This is a genomic window from Actinopolymorpha cephalotaxi, from assembly GCF_013408535.1.
Taxonomy (GTDB): Bacteria; Actinomycetota; Actinomycetes; order Propionibacteriales; family Actinopolymorphaceae; genus Actinopolymorpha; species Actinopolymorpha cephalotaxi.
Genome location: NZ_JACBZA010000001.1, coordinates 1,377,356 through 1,394,310, shown reverse-complemented (window position 1 = coordinate 1,394,310; position 16,955 = coordinate 1,377,356). Strand labels below are relative to the sequence as shown.

Here is a 16,955-nt window from a genome sequence, read left to right as displayed (position 1 = left end):
CCCCGGACCGTCCATGCGAACGGTCGGCACCGAACCACGGTGGCGAAGGTGGTTGATCATGCCAAAGATCGCGAGACTCGCACATCCGCCGCCGTGACGGCCGCCTCGTCCGAGGCTGTCACACCAGCCGTGCCGGCAGGGCGTCAGCCCAGGTCGGAGCAGTCGTCGGCAGCGCTGCCGGCAGCGGGGCCACCGGCCCGGCCGACGGCATGATCGGCAGCACGATTGACCAGATCCGGCGCGTCGTACGGCAGCCAGTGGATCCGCGGGTCGCGACGGAACCACGAGTCCTGCCGGCGCGCGAACCGCCGGGTCGCGCGTACTGTCGACTCCTTCGCCTCCTCTTCGGTGCACTCACCGGCGAGGTACGCCAGCACCTGGGAGTAGCCGAGCGCCCGGGCGGCGGTCAGGCCGGTACGCAACCCGGCCGCGTCCAGCCGGCGTACCTCCGCGACGAAACCGGCGGCCCACATCCGGTCCACCCGCTCGCGGATGCGTTCGTCCAGCACGTCCCGGTGCACGTCAAGGCCAACTTGACACACGTGCGGGAAGGCGTACTCGTAGGCGGGCAGGCTGGCGGTGAACGGCCGCCCGGTGAGCTCGACCACCTCCAGCGCGCGCACGATCCGCCGGGTGTTCGTGGGCAGGATCCCCGCGGCCGCGGCCGGGTCGACTTCGGCCAGCCGGGCATGCAGGTGTTCGGCGCCGACCCGCGCGAGCTCGTCCTCCAGCCGGGCCCGGATCGCCGGATCGGTGCCGGGGAACTCGAACCTGTCCAGGATGGCCCGGATGTACAACGCCGATCCGCCCACCACGACGGGCAGCACACCGCGGTCGTGGCAGTCGGCGATGGCCGACCGGGCCCGCCGCTGGAACTCCGCCACGGTCGCGGTCTCACCGATGTCGAGGACGTCCACCACGTGGTGGGGTACGCCGGCCCGCTCGGCGAGCGGCAGCTTGGCGGTGCCGATGTCCATCCCGCGGTAGACCTGCATCGAGTCGGCGTTGACCACCTCACCGTGCAGCCGCTGCGCGAGCGCGACGGCGAGGTCGGACTTGCCGGCCGCGGTCGGTCCGACGACGGCGAGCACCGAGGGCCTGGTCACGCGTTCGCTCTCCTTCTCCGGACGGCACGGCTTCTCCGGACAGCACGGCTTCTCCGGCGGGCTTCTCCGGTGGGCACGGCACGCTGACGGCGTGGTGTGCGGCCGGTTCGCCTCGGGTAGAACTCGCACCAGCGAGCACCACCCCGGACCACCACCGGACCCACCGGCCGGGGAACCCAAGTCCACCACTTCGGGGACCGCTCGCGAGCACCCGGGCCACCGGCGTCCCGGGCCGTCAGTCCAGCAGTCGCCAGTACGCGACGAAGTAGCCGACCCCACAGGGAGCCTCGTCCGCCAGAAGTCGGGGTTCGAGCCGGCGGCCGGCCGTCACCGCGGCGTCCGCCGCACCCGCCAGCACCTGCCAGGCCGCCCGGCCGGCAACCAGCAGCTCACGCGCCAGGTCGGGTCGAAGCCCCCGGAGTCCGTCGAGGTCACCTGTTCCCAGCGAGGTGGCCACCAGCGCGTCCAGCTTCGGTGCGCGCGGGTCGGCGGCTCCGGGGGCGTGCTGGTCGCGGCGCGCGGAGCCGTCGCCCATCACCAGCAGGCCGACGCGGCCCGTCCGCCCGGTGCCGGTGGTGGTGCTGCGGGTGGCGGTGCGGGTGGTGCTTGTCGAGGTGCTTGTACGGGTGGTGGTGGCGGCGAGGGTGGCGCCGAGGTCCGCGGCTCCGGCCGAGTCGTAGCAGTCGGGTACGCCGACGTAGCGGCGCTCCCCCGTGTATCCGCAGCTGTCCAGCAACCAGGCGCCGACGGTGTGCGCGAGCGGCAGCTCCGGCTTCGCCTCCTCACCGGGCCGTTCCGCGCCGCCGGCGGCGCTGGAAGCGCCTACCCGTACGTCGACGCCGTACGGGGCGAGCGATCCGGTCGCGGTGGTTCCCCAGGTGAGCACGGTGTCCGCGGCCGGCGCGGCACCCACACAGACCACCAGGTCCGGGCCGGCGGCGAGCAGTTGGCGTACCGCGGATCGGGCGGCCGACCGCACGCCGGCAAGCTCGTCGGCGTTCGCGCCGGCGAGTTCCGGGACCAGCAGCGGCGGGTGGGGGCACACGGCGGCGCCGACCACCTCAGGCAGATCGGGCACGGCGTTGGCCGGGATGTGGTGGACCGGGCGCCCCACGTCAGCTGATGCCGCGGCGCTTGAGGATCTCGTCGATGTCCTCGAACTCCGCGAGCGGGTCCTCTTCCTTCCCCTTGCCCCCCTTGGTGCCCTGCCGCTTGGCCGGCCCCTTGCCCTGCTCCACCTGCTTGGGCTTGCCGGCATCCTTCGCTGTGCCCGTCCGGCCGCTCCCGGCAGTACCGGCGGTACCGGCGGCGCTCGAACCGACGGCGCCCGAACCCGCGCGCGTGCCCGTCGAGGCACGGCCGGTCTCGACCTCGCCCGCTCGGGCGGCCTGGCGCCGGCGCATGGCCGCGGCCACCGGCAGGCAGATCGCCGCGACACCGAACAACGCGAGCCCGGACCAGACGTACGGACTGAACACGAACCCGCTCACCCACTTGACCAGCGCCGCGCCGACGGTCCAGAGCAGCCGGACCATGCCGGTGAGGTAGATCGCCATCGGCAGCACGGCCCAGCCGAACAGCCGGATGCCGGCGGCCGCGCCCCGGCGGCGGAACGCGAAGAACGCCGCGACCACACCCAAGGCGCTCAGTCCGGCGCAGACCGGGAACCAGGTCGCGTCGTCGTACATCGCATCCACCTTCCGTCGGGTCGGCCCACAGAGCAGATCACAGGGCGGACCGCAGGTCGGCCATGGTCGCAGACCGTGGGCCGCGGCACGAGTGCGGACGGGGAGAGTGGTCCCCGCCGGCCCTCCGTCCATCCTGCACCGAAGCCCCCCGGGAAGCACGGGGGATATCCCCAGGCTGACCCGGAAAGTCCGCCGACGGTGCGGAACTCCCCCGGCCGGCCTGGGGCGAACGTCACCGGGTCAGAACGGGACCGCGGGCAGGGTGACGTGCTCGGGCCGCAGCTCACCGACGTCGGCGGCGCCGAGCAGTTGCATGGTGCGGGTGATCTCGCTGCCGAGGATCTCCACGGCCCGCTGCACGCCGCGTTCGCCGCCGGCCATCAGGCCGTAGAGGTACGCCCGTCCGACCAGCACCGCGCGGGCGCCGAGCGCGCAGGCGGCCACGATGTCGGCGCCGGTCATCACGCCGGTGTCGATGTAGACCTCGGCCCGGTCGCCCACCACGTCCACCACCTGGGGCAGCAGCTGCAGCGGCACCGGTGCGCGGTCCAGCTGACGGCCGCCGTGGTTGGAGATCACCAGGCCGTCGACGCCGAGGTCGACCACCTTGCGGGCGTCGTCGACGTTCTGGATGCCCTTGACGACCAGCGATCCGGGCCACGCCTCCCGCATCCAGGCCAGGTCGTCGAAGGTCACCGTGGGGTCGAACATGTGGTTGATCAGCTCGGCCACCGTGCCCGGCCAGTCCGACAGGGAGGCGAACGTCAGCGGCTCGGTGGTGAGCAGGTTCAGCCACCACGCCGGGTGCATGCCCATGTCGAGGATGGTCTTCGGCGTGAGGCTGGGCGGGATCGTCATGCCGTTGCGTACGTCGCGCAGCCGGGCGCCCGCGACCGGCACGTCGACGGTGAGCACGAGCGTGGTGTAGCCGGCGGCCAGCGAGCGGTCCATCAGGTCCTTGCCGGCGGCGCGGTCGGTCCAGACGTACAGCTGGAACCACTTGTCGGCCTCGGGCGCGGCCGCGGCGACGTCCTCGATCGAGGTGGTGCCCATGGTCGACAGCGCGTACGGGATGCCGGCGCGCTGGGCGACGCGGGCCACGGCGGGCTCGCCCTCGTGCTGCATCATCCGGGTGAAGCCGGTGGGCGCGAACGCGAAGGGGTACGCCGACGGCCGGCCCAGGATGGTCGTACTCGGGTCGACCCTGGACACGTCCCGCAGGATGCTCGGGTTGAACTGCAGCCGGTGGAACAACGACCGTGCGCGGTTGAGCGTGACCTCGCCCTCGGCCGCACCGTCGGTGTAGTCGAACGGCGCCTTCGGCGTGCGCCGCCTGGCAGCCGTCCGCAGGTCGGCGATGGTCAGAGCGCGGTCCAGGCGCCGCTTGGTGGCGTCCAGCTCCGGCCGGCGGGTACGCACCAGCGGACGGAGCTCGGACCAGCGGGGCAGTCGGCGTTGCGTGGTCATCGGGGGGTTCTCCCTTGTCCGGCGGGACTCTTCGGTCGGGGCGGGTCAGCAGGTGAGGCAGCAGGTGGACCGGCTGGTGAGTCGGCTGCTGGGGCTGCCCGCGAGTCGGTGGGCAGGGCGAGCGCGCGGACCAGGCCCTGCCGGCCGACCTCCAGGTCGTCGGCGAGAGCACGCTGGGCCTTCTCGACGCCCCGGCCGAAGTTGGTCAGCAGCTCCTGGTGCAGCCGGGCGAGGCGGCCGGGGGTGAACTCCGGCCGGGCGAAGGCGAGCAGGAACTGCAGCTCGTCCTCGCAGGCGGAGTACGCGGTGAGCAGGCGGGGGTTGCCGGCCGCGGCGACCAGCGCGTGGTGCACGGCGCGGTGGGCGGCGGTGACGTCGTGCCAGGCGGCGGGCGGGCCGCCACGCCGATCACGAGGCTGATCACTGGGCTGATCACGGGGCTGATCACTGGGCTGATCACTGGGCCGGTCGACGGCTTCCAGGTCGGCGACGGCGGACTCCACCGGCGCCAGGTCGCGGCCGCCGGCGAGGGCGAGCCGGAGCGCCCCGAGCTCGATGACGGCGCGGTAGCCGAACAGCTCGTCCACCCGGTCGATGGTGAGGTCGGGTACGAACGCGCCGCGATGGCGTACGTGGGTGAGCAGGCCGGCGGTCGCGAGGGTTCGCAGCGCCGCCCGCACGGTGTAGCGGCCGGCGCCGAACTCCGCGGCCAGCTGCTCCTCCGACAGGTGCGCGCCCGGGGGCAGCGCTCCGTCGAGCAGCCGGGCACGCAGCACCTCCGCCACCTGCTCGGCGGCCGCCCGGCCGGCCTCGTTCATGGGCGGGATTGTGTCACAACGCGGAAGGGTCCGGAAACGCGAGATGGCCGGCCCCGGGCGAACCCGGGCCGGCCACCTACCGGCTCTGCTGTCGTACCGCCCTTTCGCCGCGACCGGCGACCAGGCGATCACGCGACCACCCGATCAGGCGCGGGCGAACCTCAGGGTGAGGATCTGGAACGGCCGCAGCGCCACCTCGACCGCACCGTCGGCGACCTCGCGGTCGGCCAGCGGACGCTCGAGCAGGTCGGTCTCGGTGACCGACGCGACACCGAACGACGTGGACACCCGAGCGGCCGCGCGGCCACCGTGCGCCTCGTACAGCCGGACGACCACGTCGCCGGACTGGTCCTCGGCCAGCTTGACCGCCTCGACCACCACGGCCGGGTTGTCCACCCGCACCAGCGGGGCGACACCCTCGGCACCGGTCACCGTGCGCGCCGGGAGGTTGATGCGGTAGCCCTCCTCGACCGCCTCGGCGATGCCGGCGCCGGGAACCAGCGCGTACGACAGGTTGTGCACGCCCTGGTCGGTCACCGGGTCGGGCACCCGCGGGGCCCGCAGCAGCGACAGCCGCACCGTGGTGGTGGTGCCGCCGTCCTCCTCGCGGACGTCACGGGTCACGTCGTGGCCGTACGTGGAGTTGTTGACCACCGCGTGGCCGTACCCCGGCTCACCCACCTGGATCCACCGGTGCGCGCAGATCTCGAACTTCGCGTTCTCCCACGAGGTGTTGGTGTGGGTGGCCCGGAACACGTGCCCGAACTGCGTCTCCGACGCGGACTGGTCGGCCCGCACGTCCAGCGGGAACGCGACCTTGAGGAACTTCTCCTTCTCGTGCCAGTCGATCTCGTTGTCGACGTTGACCTGGCACTCACCGACCCCGATCCGGATCGTCTGGCGGATCGTGGAGCCGCCGAACGAACGGGTCACGGCCACCGCGGCCTCGGTCCCCGACTCCGACACGACCTCGATCGAGTCGACGTCGGTGAGGTCGCGCACCTTGTTGCGGTAGAAGGGGTCGACGTCCCAGGCGTCCCAGAGGTTCGGGGTGTCGACGTGCAGCTGCAGCAGGTTGCCCGCCGCACCCGGCGCGATCGCCTCCCGGCCGGACTCCAGCTCCACGACGGAGCTGAGCAGGCCGCGCTCGTCGACGGTCACCCGGACCAGGCCGTTGTCCAGGACGACGGTGCCGCCCTCACGGCGTACGGACACCTCCGGCGCGTGCGAGGGGGCCCGCACGTCCGCGCCCATGGCGGGCACGCCGAGCCGGTCGTGCGGTGCGGCGTTGAAGACGACGGTGGCGTCGCCCTCGCCGGCCAGCGCCCGCTGGGCGCGCTCGATGATCGCCTCCAGCTCGACCCCCAGCCGGGCGTAGGTCTCCTCCGCCTCGCGGTGCACCCAGTGGATCGAGCTGCCCGGCAGGATGTCGTGGAACTGGTTGAGCAGGACGCCCTTCCAGATCCGGTCCAGGTCCTCGTACGGGTAGTCCGCCCGGCCGGCCACCGCCGCCGCCGCCGACCACAGCTCGGCCTCGCGCAGCAGGTGCTCGCTGCGGCGGTTGCCCTGCTTGGTTTTGGCCTGGGAGGTGAACGTGGCCCGGTGCAGCTCGAGGTAGAGCTCACCGACCCACACCGGCGCGTTGGAGTACTCGTCGTGGGCGCGCTGGAAGAACTCCGCCGGGTGCTCGATGGTCACCTTCGGCGAGGCCTCCAGGTCGGCCAGCCGCTCGGCCCGGCCGAGCATCTCCCGGGTGGGGCCGCCGCCGCCGTCGCCGTGGCCGAACGGCAGCAGCGACCAGGTGCCGCCGCCCTGGTCCTGGTAGTTGCGCTGGGCGCGGGCGAGCTCCTCGCCGGTGAGCTGGCCGTTGTAGGTGTCGGCCGGCGGGAAGTGGGTGAACACCCGCGTGCCGTCGATGCCCTCCCACCAGAACGTGTGGTGCGGGAACTTGTTGGTCTGGTTCCAGGAGATCTTCTGGGTCAGGAACCACTTGTTGCCGGCGAGCTTCACCAGCTGCGGCATCGCCGCGGAGTAGCCGAAGGAGTCCGGCAGCCAGACCGTGTCGGTCTCGATGCCGTACTCGTCCATGAAGAACTTCTTGCCGTGCACGAACTGGCGGGCCATCGCCTCGCCACCGGGCATGTTGGAGTCGGACTCGACCCACATCCCGCCGATGGGGATGATCTGGCCGGCCTCGACCGCGGCCTTCAGCCGGTCCCAGACCTTCGGGTGGTGCTCCTTCATCCAGGCGTGCTGCTGGGACTGGGAGAACGCGAACCTGAAGTCGGGGTGGTCGGCGGCCAGCGTGGTGACGTTGGAGACCGTACGGGCGACCTTGCGCACCGTCTCACGCAGCGGCCACAGCCAGGCCGAGTCGATGTGCGCGTGGCCGACGGCGGAGATCTGGTGTGCGCTGGCGTACGCCGGCTTGGCCAGCACCGGGGCGAGCTGCTCGCGGGCGAGCGCGGCCGAACCCGCGATGTCGTCGTAGTCGAGGGCGTCCAGCGCGCGTTCGAGGGCGCGCAGGATCTCCGGGCGGCGCGGCAGGTCGGTGGGCAGCTCGTGCATCAGCTGCGCCAGCACCTCGATGTCGCGCAGCAGGTGGTAGACGTCGGCGTTGAACACCGCGAGCTCGGCCCGGCGGATCTCGTACATCGGCTCGGTGCCGGCGGTGGACTTGTCGCCCAGGTCGGTCGGCAGGAAGCCGGACTGGATCACCGCGGGGTTGGCGGCCGCCTCGAGGTAGACCTGGAACGCCGCACCGCCCTTGGCCTTGGCATGCTCCGACGGCGAGACGCCACCGGCCGCGAGCCCGCTGATCGGGAGGTAGATGTTGTCGGGGTTGAGACCCTTGATCGGTTCGCCGTCGGGGGTGTAGGCGAGCCCCTCGGCGGAGAAGCCGGGACCGCCGCCGAAGCCGAGGTCGACGACCGCCTCCACCCGGAGGCCGTCCCACTCCTGCGGAACCTGCGCGGTCAGCCGGAACCAGCTGGTGCCCCACGGCGGGCCCCACTTGTCGCCGAGGGTGGCCGGCTTGAAGTCGGCCGCGAACGCTTCGGTGACCGGGACCGGCTCACCGGGGGCGTGCCACACCTCGATGTCGAGCGGAACGGTGTCGCCGTACAGAGCGGGGCGGAGCCGTTGCTGGAGAGCGCGTTCCAGCCGGGCTTCCACCAGCTTCTGGTCATCGTGCATGGGTCCTCCGAAGGAACCGGGAACGGTCACCCGGGGCCGACATATGGGAGCGTTCCCACATTCGGGCCGCCGGGCCAGGAATGTCTGGGGAGAGACGCTAGCCCAGCCGGGCCGAGCGGCCGCGCGGCGTCCACCGGCGGCAACCTCGGCGAACTTTCAGCGACCCGACGGCCACGGAGCGTGTCGGACCGGCGGGGTTCAGGGCGCGGTCGGCGGGACCGGTGAGACCGACGACACCGACGGCGCTGACGACACCGACACCGACGCCGAGAACCCGGCCGGGAGCGACGGAACCGGCGGGACGGACGCGCCGGTGCTCTCCCGCGCGATCAGGCGGTAGTCGGCGTACACCTCCTGCGGGCCGCCGTCGGCGTCGGCGTGCCCGGCCGCGCCGGTCAGCAGCTGCCGGTGCAGCAGGTCGACCGCGCACCCGGCGATCCGGCGCTTGTCCGGGGAGATGGTGGACAGCGTCGGCACACTGAACCGGCCGTCCTCGATGTCGTCGAACCCGATCACCGCTACGTCGTCGGGCACCCGCAGGCCGCGCTCGGCGAGCGTACGCAGGGCACCGAGGGCGAGCAGGTCGCTGAAGCAGAACACCGCGTCCGGCCGGGCGCCGGAATCCAGCAGCTCGGCCATCGCGGCGGCACCGTCCGCGCGGTGGAAGTGCGGCGTCGAGGCGACCAGCCGCTCGTCGTAGCCGACCCCGCCGGCGGCCAGCGCCGCGCGGTAGCCGCGCAGCCGCATCCGGGCCGTCACCCCGGCGGCGCTGCGCTGGGCGCCGATCGCCGCGACGCGGGTACGGCCCAGCTCGAGCAGGTGAGCGGTGGCCTCCCGGGCGGCGGCCACGTTGTCGATGAGTACGTGGTCGGCCGGCCCGTGGTGGATCCGCTCTCCCAGCAGCACCATCGGTGTGGCGTCGGTCCGCTCGGCCAGGTCGGCCGCGGTGAGGGCCAGCGGGCTGAGCACCAGACCGTCGATGAGCTGGTCGCGAATGCCGCCGATCACCTGGCGTTCGCGTTCGCGTACGCCGTCGGTCTGGTCCACCAGCACCGTCCAGCCGTGCGCGTCGGCGGCGGCGACCAGGTGGCGGGCCAGCTCGGCGAAGTACGGCACGTCCAGCTCGGGGACGGCCAGCGCGATCACCCCGGTGCGGCCGCGGCGGAGGTTGCGGGCGGACAGGTTGGGCCGGTAGTTGAGGGTGACGATCGCCTCCTCCACCCGGACGCGGGTCTCCGCCCGGACGTGGAGGTAGCCGTTGACGACGTTGGAGACCGTCTTCGGCGACACCCCGGCCAGCCGGGCGACGTCGCGCAACGTCGTACGCATCGCGTTCCTCCCGCCTGCTCCGCCTGCTGGTCCGCCGTTCGTGGGGACCCCATTGTGCGGGAACGCGAGCGTGTGGGGAACCCGGCCTAAGGGCCTGAGCGTCCTGCCCGGTCCCGGGCGAGGGCGTACAGCTCGTCGAAGTCGGCCAGCACCACCGGCCAGGTGCAGCGCACCGGCTCCGTCGACCGGTTGTACGTCGCGATGGCGCCGCGCAGGGTGTCGTCACCGGCCAGCCGGGCCACCGCGGCGGCGAGCTCGGCCGGCGAACCGCCGAGCAGGCCCTCCTTCTCCGAGACGACGAAGTCGGCCACGCCGCCGCGGTCGTACGCCACGACGGGTACGCCGGCCAGCCGCGCCTCCAGCGCGGCGATGCCGAACGACTCCCGGATCGCGGGGGCGAGGAACACGTCCGCCGACCCCAGCACCGCTCGCACCCGGTCGCGGTCCAGCCGGCCGGCGAGCTCCACCCAGTCCGTCATCGCGTGCCGGCGGAGGTAGCGGTCCATCAGCGGACGTGCCGGCCCGTCGCCGACGACGGTGGCGTACAGCGGCACCCGCCCGCCCAGCCCATCCAACTCCGCCCGGGCGGCGCGCAGGATCGCCAGCAACGTCAACGGCTGCTTGCGGGGGGCCAGCCGGCCGACGGCGACCACGTGCACGCCGGGCCGCCGCCCCGAGTCTCCCGAGTCCGCCGAGTCCCCCGGGTCCCCTCGGTCTCCCGGATCCGGCGGGGTACCCGGGCCGGCCGGCCGCCACTGCGCGGTGTCGATGCCGTTCGCGACCACCCGCACCGGCACCCGGTCGCCGACGACCCGGCGGATCGGGGCCGCCGCCGCCTCGCTCACCGTGGACGCCACCGCGGGCCAGCCCGTCCAGCCGGCGCCGGCGTCCAGGGCGCGGTACATGGCGCAGGTCGCGGGATCCCACATGCTGTGCACGGTCACCACGGTGGGCAGCCGGCGGCGGGCCGCCGCGCGTACGGCCGCCCAGCCGAAGGGCGAGACCGCGCCGACGTGCACGTGCACGACGTCCGGGCGCAGGTCGGCGTACAACCGGCCGACGTGCCGCCCGGTGCGCGGATGGACCGGCAGCTCCCACGGCAACGGCGCCACCACGCGGTGGACCGGCACGCCCGGGCTGCCGGACCGGTCCCCCGCGGCCGCCGCCCAGGCCGCGTCCCCGCCGGCGCCGCCGGGCGTGGCGGTGACCACCTCGACCCGGTGGCCGGCGCGGTGCTGCATCCGGGCCAGCTCGGCGAGCTGGATCTCGATCCCCCCGAGCCGAGGCAGGAAGCAGTCACTCACGTGTACGACTTTCACCACACGTCCCCCGTGTCGACGTTCGTCAGGGCGATCCTGGCCACCCTCGTTCCGGCTCGGACATGGACCCGGGCCGGCGGGTGTACCGTGACGGGCCCCGCACCGGCGTGCGCCGTTTCCGCCCCGCGTTTCCCGTCGGCCATGTCGTCTGCGTCATCCACTTCGTCCACGTCGTCCAGCCCTGTGCGCCGATCCGACCCGTCCATGAGTATCAGCACTGGCCCGCTCCGTCGCCACTGGAGGATTCCCGGAGATGTCCCTGAGGACACGGCGGTTCCGTACCCGCTCGTGCGAGGGTGGAGGGATGGGCCGCACCTGCGTGTTCTTCCACGCTCATCCCGACGACGAGGCGCTGTTCACCTCGGGCACCATGGCCCGGCTCGCGGCGGAGGGGCACCGGGTCGTCCTGGTGGTCGCCACGGCCGGTGACCAGGGGCTGGCCGCGCCGGAGTCGATCACCGCGGGTACGCCCGACGGCGGGAGCGTCGGCACGGAAAGCAGCAGCGTCGCCGCTCCGCGCCTCGGCGACGTGCGCCTCGCCGAACTCCGCGCGTCCGCGGCCGCACTCGGCGTCGCGCGGGTGGAGCACCTCGGCTACGCCGACTCGGGTTTGGACGGGCTGGCCGAACCCACGTGGGCACCGCCCTTCGTCCGCGCCGACGCCGACGAGGCGGCCGGGCGGCTGGCCGCGGTGCTGGCCGAGGAACACGCCGACCTGGTGACGACCTATGACCCGGCCGGCGGCTACGGCCACCCCGACCACGTGCGCGTGCACCAGGTGGGCGCCCGGGCCGCCGAACTCGCCGGCACGCCGACGGTGCTGGAGGCGACCGTCGACCGGGAACTGCTGCTGCGCGCGCTGCGCCTGGTCGGGCGGGTCTACCGCTTCCCGCCGGAGTTCGACGTGAGCGCCTTCGAGCGCGCGTTCGCGCCGCGGGCGGAGATCACCCACCGGATCGACGTACGCCGGTACGCCCGGGCCAAGCGGGCGAGCCTGGCCGCGCACGCGACCCAGGCCACCGGCGGCGACTCCGTGCGTACCGTCGCGGCGCTGCGCCGGCTGCCCGGGCCGTTGTTCCGGCTGGTGCTCGGCACCGAGTGGTACGTCCGGCGTGACCTCGCGCCGGGCACCCGGCTGACGCATCCGCTCGCCGACCTCCCCACGTTCCGCATCCCCGGTGGCGCGCGATGAAGGTGACCGGGTCGGCGTTCCACCGCCCGTGGGTACGCACCACGCTGTCGGTGGTCTCGATCCTGATCGCCGTCGGACTGGTGGCTGCCCTGCCCTACCTCGTGGGCATCGACTGGGGTGTCATCTGGGCGCAGTTCGCCCGGCTGAACGGCTGGGTCGTGGCCGGCCTGTTCGCGTTGTGGGGCCTCGGCCTGTGGGCGTACACCTGGGTGCTCACCGCCTCGCTGCCCGGGCTCAACCACCGCCAGGCGCTGACCCTGAACGCCGTCGGCAGCGCGGTGAGCAACCTGATGCCGTTCGGCGGGGCCGCCGGGGTCGCGGTCAACTTCGCGATGGCCCGGTCGTGGGGGTTCCGCAGCCACGCGATCGCGGTGTCCACGGTGGCCTCCGGCATCTGCAACGTGCTGGCCCGGTTCCTCCTGCCGGCGGTGGGGCTGCTCGCGCTGCTGGCGGCCGGGCACGTCCCCGACTCCTGGCTCGCCGTCCCCGTCGGAACCGCCTCGCTCGGGCTGTTCGGGCTGGTCGCCGCGCTGGTGGTCGCGCTGCGCTGGGACCGCGCCGCCGAGGTCGTGGGCCGGGCGGCCGACCGGGTGCTGCGCGTGCTCCCCCGCCGGATCCGGCCCGCCGACCACCAGGCCAGCGCCGCACTCGCCCGGCTGCGGGTGACGACCTCGGGGCTGCTGCGGACCTCGTGGCTGCCGATGACCCTCGGGATGAGCACCTACCTCGCGCTGCAGGCCGCGTTGTTCTGCGCCTGTCTGCTGGCCACCGGCGCCTACCTCGGCGTCGGCGAGGCCATCGCCGCGTTCGCGCTCGGGCGACTGCTCACCACCGTGGTGGTCACGCCCGGCGGGTTCGGGATCGCCGAGGCCGGCACAGCGGCGGTGATGATCCACCTGGGCGGGCCGGCCGGGCCGGTCACCGCCGCGGTGCTGTTGTTCTCGATGTTCACGTTCGTACTGGAGGTGCCGCTCGGGGCGGTGTTCTGGCTGCTGCGGTCGGTGTCCGGATCCCCCGCGAGGGGCGGGCGGCTGCGGCTGGTGCCGGCGCTCACGGTGCCCTCGACCGGTGCCGGCCGCCGTACCGAGAACGCCGAGAGCGTCGAGGGCGTGGAGGGAGCCGAGAACGCCGAGGATGTGGACGGTTCCGGCCACCCGGACGACACCGACCACGCCGACCACGCCGACCACGCGGGCCGGGCTCCGCGACGATCCGCCGCCGAACACTGACCGGCGCGCCGTCATCCGGCTGCTGCCTTCCTGCCCAGGGACGGCTCGGCTGCGAACGCGGGCGGGAAAGCGCTTTCGTACGATGGCTTCCGAACCTGTGCGCACACCTCGAACGCCGGTACGAGGAGGCAACGTGACCACCACCCCGCCGAGCACATCACCGGGCACATCCCCGGGGACGTCGCCGGCCGGCCACCGGCCGGTCCCACGCGTCGGACTGGTCGGCGTCAACGGCTACGGCCGCACCCACCTGCGCAACGCCGTCCGGCTGCAGGAGCAGGGGCTGCTGCGGCTGACGGGGTACGCCGACGTCGCACCGGACGCCGCCACCGTGGTCGCCGAGCACCTCCCCGCCCGGGGGTACGCCGGCCCGCCCCCGCGCGGCCATCGCACCCTCACCGACCTGCTGGCCGCCGGCCGTCCCGACATCGTGGTGCTCGGCACGCCGATCCCGCTGCACGCGCAGATGATCGAGGAGGCGTTCGCCGCCGGCGCGTCGGTCCTGGTGGAGAAGCCGCCGGTGGTGACCGTGCAGGACATCGACCGGTTGCTGGCCCGGCAGGGCTCCGGCGACGCTACCGACTCTGCCGACCCCGGCGACTCCGGCGACCCACAGGACTCCGCCGGTCCGCTGTGCCAGGTGGGCTTCCAGAACGCCCGGGCACCGGTCGTCCGCGCCCTGGCCCGGCTCGCCCGCGACGGCGCGCTCGGCGAGGTGGAGCACGTGGGCCTGGTCGGCCGCTGGTCGCGGGCCGACTCCTACTACGCGCGCACCGACTGGGCCGGCCGGCTCGTCCACCACGGCAGGTACGTCCTGGACGGCACGCTCACCAACCCGTTCGCGCACGGCCTGATGAACGCCCTGATCGTGGCCGGCGACCACGACGACGCCCCGGCCACACCGACCACGGTGCGGGCGGAGCTGTACCGCTGCCGGGACAGCATCGACGGCGACGACACCGCGAGTGTCCGCATCGACACCGCCGAGGGGCGCACCGTCGTCGCGGCGGTCACGCTGTGCGCACCGGCGCAGGTTCCGCCGTACGTGTTCGTGAAAGGCAGCCGGGCCACCGCCCGGGCGTACTACACGACCGGAGAACTCACCCTGGACTCCGCGCGGACCGTACGGCCGCCGGCGGCGGCTGTACGGGCGGTCGAGGCGCTGGCCGCCGACACCGCACGCGCCGGCCGTGCGCCGGGTGACGCCGGGTCGCCCGATCTGCTCGCGAATCTGGTCAATGTCGTCCGCGGTTACGAGGATCGGCTGCTGTGCCCCCTTAGGATGACCCGAGGCTTCGTCCTCGCCCTCAACGGCATGTACGAGTCCGCAGGCAGACCCGGCCCCGTCTCGCCACGCTGCACCACCGTCCATGACGAGAACGGCGAGCGCTGGGTTCACCTGGTGGGCGTCGACGACCTCATCGAGCGCTGCGCCCGCGACGGGCTGCTGTTCTCCGAGGCCGGCGCCGGCTGGGCCTCGCCCACCCGCGCGTTCTCTCTCGCGAACTACCGGGACTTCACTTCCTTCTCATGCTGATGGACCGCTATCGCATCGTCGCGCGCCACACCGTCCGGCGGACCTCCGCCGACCCGCTGGAGCCGCTCACCGTCGGCAACGGCGAGTTCGCCTTCACCGCCGACGTGACCGGGCTGCAGACGTTCCCCTCGTTCCACACCGACGGCATGCGCCTCGGCACCCAGGCGCAGTGGGCCTGGCACACCGCGCCCAACCCGGAAAGCTACGCGCTGGAGGAGTCCTTCGAGGACTACTCCACCGCGGCCGGCCGGTCGGTGCCGTACTCCACCACCGGCCCGGACTTCGGCGACCCGTCGGCGCACTCCCGCGCCAAGCTGGCCCGCCAGTGGCTGCGGGAGAACCCGCACCGGATCGACCTCGGCCGGATCGGGTTCGTGCGCCCGGACGGGCAACCGCTGCGGCTGTCGGAGCTGGGCGCGATCAGCCAGCGGCTGGACCTGTGGCGTGGCCGGATCGAGAGCCGGTTCGAACTGGACGGCACACCGGTGGAGGTGACGACGGTCTGCGACCCCGAGCTCGACCTGCTCGCCGTACGCGTCGAGTCGCCGTTGCTGGCCCGCGGCGAGCTCGCGGTGGGCACCCGCTTCCCGTACGCCGTGGGCGACTGGAGCGAGCCGTGCGACTGGGACTCGCCCACCAGCCATCTGTCCGAGGTGCAGGTGCGCGGCAACCGCGCCGACATCCGCCGGGTGCTCGACGACGACGTGCACCACGTGGCGCTCGCCTGGTCGGCCGGCGCGGCGCTGAAACAGCTGGGCCCGCACGAGTTCGTCGTGCACGCCGACGGCGTGGGCGTCCTCGAGCTCACCGTCGGCTTCTCCCCCGCGCCGGTCGAGCAGGCCCCGACGGTGGCCGCCGTACTCGCCGCGGCCGAGGTGTCCTGGACGGAGTTCTGGTCGACCGGCGGGATCGTCGACCTGTCCGGCTCCACCGACCCGCGGGCGGAGGAGCTCGAACGCCGGGTCGTTCTGTCGCAGTACCTCACCGCCGTCAACTGCGCGGGCTCCACCCCGCCGCAGGAGACCGGCCTGGTCACCAACAGCTGGCGGGGAAAGTTCCACCTGGAGATGCACTGGTGGCACTCGGCCCACTTCGCGCTCTGGAACCATCCGGCGCTGCTCGAACGCAGCCTCGGGTGGTACGACAGGGCCCTCGCCGCCGCCCAGGAGACCGCCCGGTTGCAGGGCTACTCCGGCGCCCGCTGGCCCAAGCAGGTCGGGCCGGAGGCGAGGGAGAGCCCGAGCGACATCGGCGCCCTGCTGGTGTGGCAGCAGCCGCACCCGATCTACTTCGCCGAGCTGGTCTGGCGGCGCCGGCCGTCCCGGCGTACGGCCGAGCGGTTCGCCCGGCTGGTGTTCGAGTCGGCGGCGTTCATGGCGTCGTACGCCACCTGGGATCCGCGGCGGGAACGCTTCGACCTCGGGCCGCCGGTGGCGTCGGCGCAGGAGAAGGCATACCCGCTGCGCCGGGAGGCCCGCAACCCCGCGTTCGAGCTGGCGTACTGGCGATGGGGACTGCAGACCGCACAGGTGTGGCGCGAACGCCTCGGCCTGGCCCGCGTACCCGCGTGGGACGCGGTGGCCAAGCACCTCGGGCCGCTGCCCGAACGCGACGGCCGCTACGTCGAGCTCGAACACCCGGTGACCGAACGCGAGGGGCACCCGACGATGGTGGGTGCGCTGGGATTCGTGCCCGACGTGGGCCTGGCCGACGCCGACCGGATGCGGGCCACGCTGCGCGACGTGCTCGACCGCTGGGAGTGGTCGGACACATGGGGCTGGGACTACCCCCTGCTGGCGATGACCGCCTGCCGGGTCGGCGAACCCGACCTCGCCGTGGAGGCGCTGCTGCTGGACACGCCGAAGAACCACTACCTCGGCAACGGCCACAACTTCCAGCGTCCCGGGACGCTGCCGCTGTACCTCCCCGGCAACGGCGGTCTGCTGTACGCCGTGGCGATGATGGCGGCCGGCTGGGACGGCGGCCCCGAGGGCCCGGCACCCGGATTCCCCGGCACCGGCTGGCAGGTGCGCTCGGACAACCTCGCGCCCGCGCCCTGAGGTGGTGGCGGGAAG

Annotated in this window: 12 protein-coding genes; 4 read left to right on the top strand and 8 right to left on the bottom strand. The window is 73.5% G+C overall.

All coding sequences use genetic code 11. From position 1 onward, the window contains the following. Positions 1-143: 143 nt before the first annotated feature. The 8 genes from miaA to FHR37_RS06250 all read right to left on the bottom strand — a co-directional run bounded on the left by miaA (position 144) and on the right by FHR37_RS06250 (position 10,907). A complete protein-coding gene (miaA, locus tag FHR37_RS06285) occupies positions 144-1,106 on the bottom strand; it encodes a tRNA (adenosine(37)-N6)-dimethylallyltransferase MiaA (protein ID WP_092883050.1) in 963 nt (320 codons plus the stop codon). A gap of 235 nt (positions 1,107-1,341) precedes the next feature. After that, positions 1,342-2,220 (bottom strand): class III extradiol ring-cleavage dioxygenase family protein, encoded by an 879-nt coding sequence (locus FHR37_RS06280; RefSeq protein ID WP_237768725.1) that lies wholly within the window; start codon positions 2,218-2,220, stop codon positions 1,342-1,344. Between the two features lies 1 nt (position 2,221). Beyond that, the gene (locus FHR37_RS06275) at positions 2,222-2,794 is read right to left on the bottom strand and encodes a hypothetical protein (RefSeq protein WP_092883051.1); all 573 of its coding nucleotides are present in this window, start codon (positions 2,792-2,794) and stop codon (positions 2,222-2,224) included. A 240-nt stretch (positions 2,795-3,034) separates the two neighbouring features. Beyond that, positions 3,035-4,261, bottom strand: a complete 1,227-nt coding sequence (locus tag FHR37_RS06270) for an alpha-hydroxy acid oxidase (protein WP_092883052.1) — start codon at positions 4,259-4,261, stop codon at positions 3,035-3,037. Continuing rightward, positions 4,258-5,079: a GntR family transcriptional regulator gene (locus FHR37_RS06265; RefSeq protein ID WP_092883053.1), complete on the bottom strand. Its 822-nt coding sequence runs from the start codon at positions 5,077-5,079 to the stop codon at positions 4,258-4,260. Before FHR37_RS06265 ends, FHR37_RS06270 begins: the two co-directional genes overlap by 4 nt. Positions 5,080-5,223: 144 nt before the next feature. Continuing rightward, a complete protein-coding gene (locus tag FHR37_RS06260) occupies positions 5,224-8,274 on the bottom strand; it encodes a glycoside hydrolase family 38 N-terminal domain-containing protein (protein ID WP_092883054.1) in 3,051 nt (1,016 codons plus the stop codon). Between the two features lie 198 nt (positions 8,275-8,472). After that, the gene (locus FHR37_RS06255; protein WP_092883055.1) at positions 8,473-9,603 is read right to left on the bottom strand and encodes a LacI family DNA-binding transcriptional regulator; all 1,131 of its coding nucleotides are present in this window, start codon (positions 9,601-9,603) and stop codon (positions 8,473-8,475) included. Between the two features lie 86 nt (positions 9,604-9,689). Further along, positions 9,690-10,907, bottom strand: coding sequence for a glycosyltransferase family 4 protein (locus FHR37_RS06250; RefSeq protein WP_237768726.1), 1,218 nt, complete (start codon positions 10,905-10,907; stop codon positions 9,690-9,692). Positions 10,908-11,175: 268 nt separating this feature from the next. Here FHR37_RS06250 and FHR37_RS06245 point away from each other — a divergent pair, with 268 nt between their 5' ends. The 4 genes from FHR37_RS06245 to FHR37_RS06230 all read left to right on the top strand — a co-directional run bounded on the left by FHR37_RS06245 (position 11,176) and on the right by FHR37_RS06230 (position 16,940). After that, positions 11,176-12,114: a PIG-L family deacetylase gene (locus FHR37_RS06245; protein ID WP_237768727.1), complete on the top strand. Its 939-nt coding sequence runs from the start codon at positions 11,176-11,178 to the stop codon at positions 12,112-12,114. Continuing rightward, the gene (locus FHR37_RS06240) at positions 12,111-13,343 is read left to right on the top strand and encodes a lysylphosphatidylglycerol synthase transmembrane domain-containing protein (RefSeq protein WP_237768728.1); all 1,233 of its coding nucleotides are present in this window, start codon (positions 12,111-12,113) and stop codon (positions 13,341-13,343) included. Before FHR37_RS06245 ends, FHR37_RS06240 begins: the two co-directional genes overlap by 4 nt. Before the next feature lie 133 nt (positions 13,344-13,476). After that, positions 13,477-14,880 carry a Gfo/Idh/MocA family protein gene (locus FHR37_RS06235; RefSeq protein WP_175542467.1) on the top strand — a complete coding sequence of 468 codons (1,404 nt, stop codon included), beginning with the start codon at positions 13,477-13,479 and terminating at the stop codon, positions 14,878-14,880. Next, positions 14,874-16,940 carry a hypothetical protein gene (locus FHR37_RS06230; protein ID WP_092883059.1) on the top strand — a complete coding sequence of 689 codons (2,067 nt, stop codon included), beginning with the start codon at positions 14,874-14,876 and terminating at the stop codon, positions 16,938-16,940. Before FHR37_RS06235 ends, FHR37_RS06230 begins: the two co-directional genes overlap by 7 nt. The last annotated feature ends 15 nt before the right edge of the window (positions 16,941-16,955 follow it).

Excerpts from the sequence above, each read along its gene's own strand:
- FHR37_RS06260 (WP_092883054.1), bottom strand. The coding sequence starts at position 8,274 with ATGCACGATGACCAGAAGCTGGTGGAAGCCCGGCTGGAACGCGCTCTC.
- FHR37_RS06240 (WP_237768728.1), top strand. The coding sequence starts at position 12,111 with ATGAAGGTGACCGGGTCGGCGTTCCACCGCCCGTGGGTACGCACCACG.
- FHR37_RS06230 (WP_092883059.1), top strand. The coding sequence starts at position 14,874 with ATGCTGATGGACCGCTATCGCATCGTCGCGCGCCACACCGTCCGGCGG.
- FHR37_RS06265 (WP_092883053.1), bottom strand. The coding sequence starts at position 5,079 with ATGAACGAGGCCGGCCGGGCGGCCGCCGAGCAGGTGGCGGAGGTGCTG.
- FHR37_RS06255 (WP_092883055.1), bottom strand. The coding sequence starts at position 9,603 with ATGCGTACGACGTTGCGCGACGTCGCCCGGCTGGCCGGGGTGTCGCCG.
- FHR37_RS06245 (WP_237768727.1), top strand. The coding sequence starts at position 11,176 with ATGTCCCTGAGGACACGGCGGTTCCGTACCCGCTCGTGCGAGGGTGGA.
- FHR37_RS06275 (WP_092883051.1), bottom strand. The coding sequence starts at position 2,794 with ATGTACGACGACGCGACCTGGTTCCCGGTCTGCGCCGGACTGAGCGCC.
- FHR37_RS06270 (WP_092883052.1), bottom strand. The coding sequence starts at position 4,261 with ATGACCACGCAACGCCGACTGCCCCGCTGGTCCGAGCTCCGTCCGCTG.